Here is a 10,531-nt window from a genome sequence, read left to right as displayed (position 1 = left end):
GGATTGCACAAGGGCAGATTGAAGAAGCACAGCGTCTGGCTGAAGAAAAAGGCATGGCGATGGGTTTGTATCGCGATTTGGCGGTTGGGGTGTCTGATGCGGGCAGCGAAACGTGGTCCGATCATTCGCCATTGGTGCTGGATGCGAGTATCGGTGCGCCACCGGATGTGCTGGGGCCATTAGGTCAAAACTGGGGACTGCCGCCGTTTGACCCACATGCGTTGAAAGAAACCGGCTATGAAGCATTTATCGAGCTGCTACGCGCAAACATGCAACACTGCGGCGCACTGCGCATCGATCATGTGTTGGGTTTGCTTCGTTTGTGGTGGATTCCGAAAGGGAAAAATGCCACTGAAGGCGCGTACCTTTATTATCCCGTTAAAGACATGCTTGCGATTTTGGCACTCGAGTCGCACCGTCATCAGTGCAGTGTAATTGGTGAAGATCTTGGGACGGTTCCCGATGAAATTGTCGATTTACTGCGTGATGCGGGGGTGCATTCTTACAAGGTCTTTTTCTTTGAAACCTCGAAAGACGATGGTGGCTTTATTTCCCCTGCCCATTATGCGGAGCAAGCAATGGCTACCTTGTGTACCCATGATATGCCAACCATCCGAGGTTTTTGGCATTGCGACGATTTGAAAATGGGACAAGAGTTGGGGCTGTATCCGGACGAGTCACAGTTGCAAGCCTTGTTTGATGGCCGTTTAAAAGCCAAACAAGGCATTCTCGACAGTGTGCGTTGGCATGGCATGTTGCCCGAAGGGGTCGGTGATGACGCGCGTTATGTGCCAATGGACGGTTATCTGAGCCGAGCGTTGCAGCTGCATGTAGCGGCAGGACAGTCTGCGTTGTTGAGTGTGCAACTGGAAGATTGGTTAGAAATGGACAAGCCAGTCAATATTCCGGGGACGGTCGATGAATATCCTAACTGGCGTCGTAAGCTTTCGGTGAACCTTGATGCCTTATTTAGCAAAGAGGAAGTGAACCAACTGGCGCGTGATTTAACCCGCGTTCGACAGCACGCCAGCCGTCAGTCGGTCGCATGATTCACGATCTATAACCACGATGCCACGTTTTAACGCTCTATCCTCGGTGACAGCCAACACCTCAGGGGTAGGGCGTTTTTTGATAAGGAGACAACCGTGCCAGACACCATCAATCCTAAGCCGCATGGCGCCATCGCTGCGGACGACTATGCGCTTAATGCTGCGCATCTATCCGACCCTCATCAGGCCTATCATCAGATGGGGGCCAAGCTAATGACACTTCCGGTTAACGGTACGCCCATCAAAGGCGTCCGTTTTCTGGTTTATGCCCCAAACGCGCGCTCTGTCAGTGTCATTGGTGATTGGAACCATTGGCAGTCAGAGGTTGATCCACTGACGCGACTCGATGACGGCTACTGGGTCGGCTTTGTGCCTAGCTTGGGTGCGGATTGTCGCTACAAGTACGCGCTTACCGGGCCCGATGGGCATTCACTGCCTCACAAGGCGGATCCGTTCGGTGCTTATGCAGAGCAATACCCTTCGTTTGCGTCGTTAACCTACGACCATCACGCTTACCAATGGCAAGATGAAGCTTGGCAGACGCGGCCTGTCACTGCTAAGCATCAACAAGCCTTATCTTTCTATGAGTTACACATCGGCTCTTGGCAGCATGACGAGACGGGAAACCCGCTGGGCTATCGTGAGTTGGCAGCGCGATTGGTGCCTTATTTGGTCGAAATGGGGTATACCCATGTCGAGTTGATGCCGGTCAGTGAGCATCCATTTTATGGCTCGTGGGGCTATCAGCCGGTTGGCTTGTTTGCACCGACGAGTCGTTATGGCTCGCCGGATGACTTTAAGTATTTTGTTGATCAGTGCCACCAAGCAGGGATTGGCGTGATCTTGGACTGGGTGCCTGGGCATTTTCCGAGTGACGATCATGGCTTAGCCTATTTCGACGGCACGCCGCTTTATCATGACCCCGATCCGCGCCGTGGGTGGCATAACGATTGGCAATGCCATATCTATGACATGGGTAAAGAACATGTCCGTCGTTTCCTGGTCAGCAACGCGTTGTATTGGCTAGATTATTTCCATATTGATGGGTTGCGCGTCGATGCGGTGGCATCGATGCTTTATCTCGATTACTCGCGTTCTCACGATCAATGGCTACCGAACCCCGATGGGGGGCGCGAAAACTATGATGCGATTGCGACCTTGAAATGGGTGAATGAAGCCATTTATCAACGTTTCCCTAATGCGATGACGATTGCCGAAGAGTCTACCGCTTTTCCCGGTGTGTCTGCGCCTACCTACTTAGGCGGACTGGGGTTTGGTTTTAAGTGGAACATGGGCTGGATGCATGACAGCTTGAGCTATATTCGCGAAGAAACCATCCATCGCCAATATCATCACGACACGCTGACCTTTCCGTTGGTATACGCCTTCAGTGAAAACTATGTACTCTCGCTTTCGCATGACGAAGTGGTGTACGGCAAAGGCGCTTTACTCAACAAAATGCCGGGAGATGAGTGGCAGCAAACGGCAAATTTACGCGCATATTTGGGGTACATGTACGGTCAGCCCGGGAAAAAGCTCAACTTTATGGGCTCGGAAATTGGTCAAACCGCTGAGTGGGATCATGATGGTCAACTGGAGTGGCACTGGTTGGAATATCCACGTCATCAGGGTGTTCAGTCGCTGGTGAAGGCCCTCAATCACTTGTATACCTCAACGCCTGCGCTTTATCGTCTCGATTGCGATCCGGCTGGATTTGAGTGGCGCTTACAAGATGCCCATGCGTTGAGCGTGATTGCCCATGAGCGGATCAGCGATGATGGGGAGCGTGTGCTGGTGGTCAGTAACTTTACACCGGTACCGCGTGACTCGTTTATCTTGGGGATGCCCCATGCCGGACATTATTCTCTACTGCTGAATACCGATGATGCGGCATTCTGGGGGAGCGGGTATCCATTGCCCGCGGAGATCGATACGCAAAACACTGCAGCTCACGGACAAGCACAATCGTTATCACTGACGTTACCGCCATTAGCGACCGTGTTCTATCGGTGGGAGGGGTGATAGATCGTCAGTATCGTTAATTAATTGATCTAAAGCTAAAGCGCCCTGAGAGGCGCTTTTTTTGAGCCTGCTGAGCGCGCTTGTCAATCGCGATTGTTTTCCTGTCGCAAGGAGAGGGTCTTTGGCAGTCAGCGGGATCAAAAAGGCCGCTAAGAGAGCGGCCCTTGGTGAGGAGGGTATGATTAGGCGACTTGCTCCGCCTCGTCATCAAAAATTACCCCGTTTTCACGGTGCAGGCGTTTACAGGCACGGCCATCGCTGTGGAACAAATGGCAACGGTGGGCAGGAATACCAATCGCGTATTTGTCTCCGGCTTCGATTTCAACCGTATCCAGCTGACGGTAAATGACATCGGCATCGGCACTGTCGAGGCTAATATAAATTTGTGTCTCGTTACCGAGCTTCTCGACGATAGTGGCTTCGCCTTGAATCACAGCATCACCATCCTTCGCCGCCAGCAAATGCTCTGGACGAATGCCGAGTGACATGCGATCGCCTCGTGTCACTGTGGTGCCATCGACGGGGATCCAGAATGAGGTGCCATTGCTCATTTGCACTTTAACGCGTTCGGCTTCGACATCATCAATAAACACGCTCATAAAATTCATTTTAGGTGAGCCGATAAAGCCAGCGACAAAGCGGTTTTTAGGATAATGGTAGAGCTCGAGTGGTCGGCCAACTTGTGCGACTCGTCCTTCATCCAAGACCACGATTTTATCGGCCATGGTCATGGCTTCGATTTGATCGTGGGTGACATAAATCATGGTACAGCCCAGCTGACGCTGGAGCTTGGTGATTTGCGCGCGCATTTGTACCCGCAATGCGGCATCAAGGTTAGAAAGCGGTTCATCCAACAAGAACACTTTCGGTTGTGAAACCAGAGTACGGCCGATAGCCACGCGCTGACGTTGTCCACCCGACAGTGATTTCGGTTGTCTATCCAGCAAGTGACCAAGCTGAAGGATCTCTGCCGCGTGATGGACGCGTTGGTCTATTTCTGCTTTGTTGGCTTTGGCTAATTTCAGACCGAATGACATATTGTCATACAGGTTAAGATGGGGATATAACGCGTAAGATTGGAAGACCATCCCCACCCCGCGCTTGGATGGCTCAACATCATTAATCCGTTGGTCATCGATATATAAATCACCTGAGGTAATATCCTCTAAGCCTGCAACGCAGCGCAATAATGTGGATTTACCGCAACCGGAAGGTCCGACAAAGACGACAAACTCACCGTCTTTAATCTCTAGGTCAACGTTCTTAGAAATCATTACATCGTCGTCATACGCTTTACAAACGTTTTTAAACGTGACACTTGCCATGTCGCTCGCCCTCAATCGCTTTTCATTAATTCGGCTTAATACGCATTATAGGTGTTTGCGTTATTTCATCGCACGTCACTTAAGACCTAAATAACCGTTAACCTATTTGTTGAACAGATAACGGGTTAAAGCTTAAGCATATCGTGTGATTGCTCACCAATGCTTTTTTGATGGTATTCAGTTTGGGCGAATCACGGCAGTCATACATCCTCCTAAGCAGAATTATTACAGGGGGAGTAGACGGGGAGGAGGATGAACTCCTCCCCAAATTAATTTGAGGGCGTACGTCACAAAATTCTCAGACAATTAGTTGAACTTGATCACGTTAGGTTTATTTTTGTGAGCCGCATCATTGGCGGCGAGCGATATGGATCACGAATTCGCTCGCAGTGGCGTAGGGCGTAGAGGACGGGATGATGAGGAATCGCGGTGAATTAACCATGATAGACCGTGAAATACAGCTCATCCGCCAAGGAATCGTGCTACACCTCAGTAGAAGAAGGATAGAAAGATGAAGAAATCACTCAGTGCTGTTGCCCTCGGTACCCTTATTGCTCTCGGCTCATTTGGGGCTCAGGCGAGTATCGAAGAAGGCCAGCTCACCATTTGGATTAACGGTGACAAAGGCTATAACGGACTTGCTGAAGTTGGAAAACGTTTTGAACAAGACACGGGTATTCCGGTAACTGTGGCTCACCCTGATGGCTTGCAAGATAAATTCCCACAAACAGCGTCAACCGGTGATGGTCCAGACATCGTGTTTTGGGCGCATGACCGTTTCGGTGGCTATGCCGAGTCGGGCCTATTGGCTGAAATTAAACCCTCTGCGCGTTTGAAAGACGGGATGGTTGATTTTGCATGGGACGCGGTGAAATACAAAGGCAAGTACGTGGGTTACCCCATTGCCGTGGAATCTCTATCACTGATTTACAACAAAGATTTGGTTCCTACACCGCCTAAAACCTGGGAAGAAGTGGCGAAGCTGAACAGTAAGCTCAGTGAGCAAGGTAAAACCGCTATCATGTGGAATCTGAAAGAACCTTACTTCACTTGGCCATTGATGGCGGCTGATGGTGGGTATGCCTTTAAACAAACGGCCACAGGTTATGATGTCAAAGATGTCGGCATTAATAAGCAAGGTGTTCACGACGCACTGGGCTTTATTAAGCACATGGTAAAAGATGGCGTGATTTCGTCTGATATGGATTATTCCGTTTCTGAATCGTCGTTCAACCAAGGTGATACGGCAATGACCATCAATGGCCCATGGTCGTGGGGTAATATCGAGAAATCCGGTATTAACTATGGTGTGACAACATTACCGACCTTCCAAGGCGAAGCGTCTAAGCCGTTCGTTGGTGTGCTCAGCGCCGGCATTAGCACCGCATCACCGAATAAAGATCTCGCGGTTGAGTTCCTCGAAAACTATGTGCTGACCAATGACGGCCTATCTACTATCAATGCCGATAAACCCTTAGGGGCGGTTGCGCTGAATTCTTATCAAGCTGAATTGGCGAAAGACAGCCGTATTGCAGCGACGATGGAGAATGCGAAGCATGGTGAGGTGATGCCGAACATTCCGCAAATGACCGCATTTTGGGGCGCTGCGAAAAACGCCGTTGTTAATGTGGTTGGCGATCGTCAATCCATCGACGATGCGCTTAACGACGCAGAAAAACAAATGCTGAAATAAGCTCTATCTGCGGGGAGGGCAGCCTCCCCGCACAGTTCCCGAACAATGTGAGTAGCGTTCCTTATGCAGTCAGTTCAAGGTTCTCCAGCTATGACAACGTCAGGCTCTTTCTTGCCAAGTAGCTCAAAAGCGTTCATTAAATGGGCGTTGTTGGCGACTGTGGCGATCATCAATGGTTACGCCACCATACTTATGTATTCGCGTGGTGAAACTGCGTTTGCAATGCTAACTGTGGTGCTAACCGCGCTAGCGTTATACATTTTTGGTAATAAGAAGATGTATGCTCAGCGATATATCTATCCGGGTATTGCTGGGATGATCCTCTTTATCATTTTCCCCTTGGTGTATACCGTGGGCCTCTCCCTTACCAACTATAGTGCTAAAAATCAGCTGTCTTTCGAGCGCGCGCAATCGGTATTACTTGAGCGTACTTTTCAAAGTGGGCAGAGCTATCCGTTTGCTTTGTATCAAACTCCATCAGGTACCCGTTTAGTGATTGATAAAGCGGGTGAGCGTTTTGCGACCGCGCCGTTTGATATGGCGTCGATGTCGAACGAAACGTTAGCGCTTTCGCCGGTAGAAAGTCTGTCGGGTGAAAAAGCGACGCTACGCGATGTGATCAAAAACCGCGATACCTTGAGTCAGGTGGATGTTCAGTTCCCGAATGGCGATACCATTCGGATGAGTGGGCTGCGTAAGTTTGCTGCAGAACAACCGCTGTATACTTTACAAGATGATAGCCGCACACTGATTAACAATAAAACTGGCGATACGTTGAAGCCAAATGATGAAATTGGTTTTTATCAACCGATTGATGAGGCCGGTCAGTTTATCGGTGATACGGTGGCACCGGGTTACGTGGTGCAAATTGGTACGGACAACTTCGAGCGTGTTTGGACCGATGACGGGATAAAAGAACCGTTTATTGGAATCTTCATTTGGACGATTGTTTTCTCGCTATTAACGGTGGTGTTTACGTTAATTATTGGGCTTATTCTCGCCAATGTCGTTCAGTGGGAAGAACTAAAAGGCCGTGCAATTTACCGCGTGTTATTAATTCTACCTTATGCGGTGCCTGCATTTATTTCTATTCTTATTTTCCGAGGGTTATTCAACCAAAGTTTTGGTGAGATAAATATGGTGCTTGAAGCCTTATTTGGCATCAGTCCCAATTGGTTTGATGACCCGTTCCTCGCACGTGTGATGGTAGTGTTGGTGAATACCTGGCTAGGTTTCCCTTACATGATGATCTTGTGTATGGGTTTATTAAAAGCCATACCGGATGATCTTTATGAAGCTTCCGCTATCGATGGCGCTAACTTCATTCAAAACTTTACGCGGATTACGTTGCCGCTGATGATCAAGCCTCTAATGCCGTTGCTCATCGCCAGTTTTGCCTTCAACTTCAATAACTTCGTAATGATTATGCTGTTGACAGAAGGTGGTCCGAACATGATTGGTACTACCGAGCCGGCGGGTTATACCGACTTGCTGGTCAGCTATACCTATCGGATTGCATTCGAAGGTGGCGGTGGCCAAGACTTCGGTCTCGCCAGTGCAGTCGCAACATTGATCTTCTTGCTGGTGGGTGCGCTCGCCTTGATTAACCTGCGTCTTACCAAAGTGACAGAAAGCTAAGGAGTCTCTCATGGCTATGGTTCAAGGAAAATCATTAAAGTATCGAGTGTGGGCGACGCATATAGGTCTGTGCTGCTTCCTCTCGCTGATTATCTTCCCCTTGTTGATGATCATCGCAATTTCGTTCCGAGAAGGTAACTTTGCGACCGGGAGCTTGATTCCCGACAACCCTTCTCTTGAGCATTGGAAGCTGGCACTCGGCTTCCCTGTCACCAACCCTGATGGCTCGGTGACACCACCGCCATTTCCGGTTCTACTATGGCTGTGGAATTCGGTGAAAGTCGCTGGCGTGACGTCACTTTTGATTGTTGCGTTATCAACGACGTCAGCCTATGCCTTCGCTCGGATGCGTTTTAAAGGCAAGGAAACCATTTTGAAAGCGATGATGATTTTTCAAATGTTTCCTGCAGTACTGGCATTGGTGGCGATTTACGCACTCTTCGACAAGTTGGGTAACTACATTCCGTTTTTAGGGCTCAATACCCACGGCGGTTTGATCTTTGCGTATCTCGGCGGTATTGCCCTGCATGTGTGGACCATCAAAGGTTATTTTGAAAGCATTGATGGTTCTTTGGAGGAAGCGGCTGCATTGGATGGTGCGACGCCATGGCAAGCGTTCCGTATGGTATTGCTGCCATTGTCAGTGCCGATTCTTGCCGTGGTCTTCATCTTGTCGTTTATCTTCGCGGTAGGTGAAGTGCCAGTTGCTTCTTTGCTGTTGTCTGATGTGGATTCATATACGCTCGCTGTCGGCATGCAACAGTATTTGTATCCACAAAACTATTTATGGGGCGATTTCGCCGCGGCAGCTGTCTTATCGGCTTTCCCAATCACCGCGGTATTCTTACTTGCACAACGTTGGTTAGTCGGTGGCTTGACCGCCGGTGGCGTGAAAGGCTAACGCGGCAAAGTCAGTCAATGACCCAGAACAAAGGCAACCTTGATGAGGTTGCCTTTTTTATGCGAATACTGTTTACGCGAATAGTTTTTATGTGGGTCACGCGGTTAAGCGTGATTGGTGAGTATGCTGAGGCTTTTGCCCGCCAGTGTGAATGATGATGTGACAGTTCGCGTGGCGGTATCGGCCTCTTCGGTGGTACACACTGTTTGCCATGGCTTGTCGTCGGGGAGGCAAAAAGATAGCGGCTGATCGCTGACGTTGAAGCAATAGAGTAACTGATCGCCCGCATGGCGATGATGTTGACCGATTTCGATATGGCAGACAACGGCGTGCAAGTTTGGCCAATCATTCGGTTGAATTGCGTTACCGTCGGGGTGTCGCCAACGAATACGGTTTTGATGGCGCTTTCGGCCGCTAAATGCATCGATAAACGCGGGCATAACCGCTTGGCGACGTTTGATCATGGTGGATAGCCAATTAGCCCAAGGCATTGACGATTCGAGGTTACCCCAGTTCAACCAACTGATCGGATTGTCCTGGCAATACGCGTTGTTGTTACCCTGTTGGGAGTGATCCAGTAAGTCCGCCGTCAGGAGGTGAGGGACGCCAAAGGCAAAGAGGACACTGGCGATAAGGTTGCGCTTTTGTCGCTCGCGCACCGCAATAATAGACGGATCCTGCGTTGGGCCCTCGATACCATAGTTAGCCGAACGATTGTCACCATGTCCATCACGATTATTTTCACCGTTGGCGTGATTATGACGCTGGGCGTAACTGACGACATCTTGCAGAGTGAATCCATCGTGATAGGTCAGGTAATTGACTGATAAGTGATCGGGCCAATGTGCGGCACTGAATCGATCGCGCGAGCCCATTAATCGCGTCGCAAAATCTTGCAGACTATGTTTTTCACCGCGCCATAGACTACGGGTAGTATCCCGAATTTTGTCGTTACACTCCGACCAATTGGAAGGGAATTGCCCCAATTGATAGCCATTTGGACCTATATCCCAAGGCTCTGCGATAAGTTTAACTTGAGAGAGCACAGGATCCTGTGCCAATGCGGTAAAAAACGCAGCGTGTGGGTTGAACTGTTCACCTTCTCGGCCCAGTGTCGCGGCCAGATCAAAGCGAAAGCCGTCAATTTGGTAGTGAGTGACCCACAGACGCAAGCTGTCTAACACCGCGGAAATCGCGGCAGGATGGCGCATATCTAGGGTATTGCCGCAGCCAGTGTAATTGACGAGTTGATGTTTATCATGCAAATACATGGCGTGATCTAACGCTTTGAAATGCAAGATAGGCCCGCCATCTCCCCCTTCTGCCGTATGATTGAATACCACATCCAGGATGACTTCAATATCGTGTCGGTGCAGCTCTCGAATGGCGGTTTTAAGCTCAGTCACTGCATCATGGTGCGCGTAACGAGGATCGGGTGCCATCCATAAGTAGGGATTGTAGCCCCAATAATTGGTCTTTTGCTGGCTCAATAAATGTGGTTCAGGTAAACAAGCAGCAATCGGCAAAAGTTGAATGCAATTAATCTGATTGTCCTGATAGAAGCGCAGCATGTCGGGCGCTATTAAGCCGAGATAACGTCCACGCTCGTGCGCTTCAACATTGGGATGCAGCTGCGTGAGCCCCTTAACGTGTGTTTCGAAAATGACGGTTTCGCTCATTGTGTGTGCAGGGCGTGAAACTTCCTGCCAATCAAATTGATGATCGACGACTTGGCATCGCGCCAAACTGTAGCTTTGATTGGGCGTATACGGTGGCTGATATTGCACTGGGCCGACAACGGCTTGCGCATAGGGGTCGGCAATGCACCATGCTTGTCCATTAATAAGGACTTCATAGCTATAAGTATCGCCTGCTTTCACGTGCGGAACATACGCGGTCCAAT

6 protein-coding genes and 1 pseudogene are annotated in these 10,531 nt (G+C 49.7%); 5 read left to right on the top strand and 2 right to left on the bottom strand.

Annotated elements, in window-relative coordinates; genetic code table 11:
- Together malQ and glgB are read left to right on the top strand one after the other, a co-directional pair.
- Positions 1-1,049 (top strand): 4-alpha-glucanotransferase (malQ, locus tag BZG83_RS14590; RefSeq protein ID WP_077481606.1); only part of this gene is annotated, 1,049 nt, incomplete at its 5' end.
- A 168-nt stretch (positions 1,050-1,217) separates the two neighbouring features.
- A pseudogene (gene glgB / locus BZG83_RS14585) lies at positions 1,218-3,071 on the top strand (1,4-alpha-glucan branching protein GlgB); the annotation flags it as partial.
- A 182-nt stretch (positions 3,072-3,253) separates the two neighbouring features.
- Here the strand turns inward: glgB and malK are convergent.
- The gene (gene malK / locus BZG83_RS14580; RefSeq protein WP_077481604.1) at positions 3,254-4,396 is read right to left on the bottom strand and encodes a maltose/maltodextrin ABC transporter ATP-binding protein MalK; all 1,143 of its coding nucleotides are present in this window, start codon (positions 4,394-4,396) and stop codon (positions 3,254-3,256) included.
- 511 nt (positions 4,397-4,907) lie between these two features.
- On the opposite strand from malK, the gene malE reads away from it, so the two are divergent.
- From malE to malG, 3 genes are all read left to right on the top strand, one after another.
- A complete protein-coding gene (gene malE / locus BZG83_RS14575; RefSeq protein WP_077481602.1) occupies positions 4,908-6,089 on the top strand; it encodes a maltose/maltodextrin ABC transporter substrate-binding protein MalE in 1,182 nt (393 codons plus the stop codon).
- Positions 6,090-6,152: 63 nt separating this feature from the next.
- On the top strand, positions 6,153-7,727 hold the full coding sequence (malF, locus tag BZG83_RS14570) for a maltose ABC transporter permease MalF (RefSeq protein ID WP_077481600.1): 1,575 nt from the start codon (positions 6,153-6,155) through the stop codon (positions 7,725-7,727).
- Between the two features lie 10 nt (positions 7,728-7,737).
- Positions 7,738-8,628 carry a maltose ABC transporter permease MalG gene (gene malG / locus BZG83_RS14565; protein ID WP_077457378.1) on the top strand — a complete coding sequence of 297 codons (891 nt, stop codon included), beginning with the start codon at positions 7,738-7,740 and terminating at the stop codon, positions 8,626-8,628.
- A 104-nt stretch (positions 8,629-8,732) separates the two neighbouring features.
- Here malG and BZG83_RS14560 read toward each other — a convergent pair.
- On the bottom strand, positions 8,733-10,531 hold a 1,799-nt coding region (locus BZG83_RS14560), incomplete at its 5' end, for a glycogen debranching protein (RefSeq protein ID WP_077481598.1).

Origin of the sequence: Salinivibrio sp. PR919 (genome assembly GCF_001995355.1) — a bacterium.
Lineage (GTDB): Bacteria > Pseudomonadota > Gammaproteobacteria > Enterobacterales > Vibrionaceae > Salinivibrio > Salinivibrio proteolyticus.
This window is presented reverse-complemented; position numbering and strand designations above follow the sequence as displayed.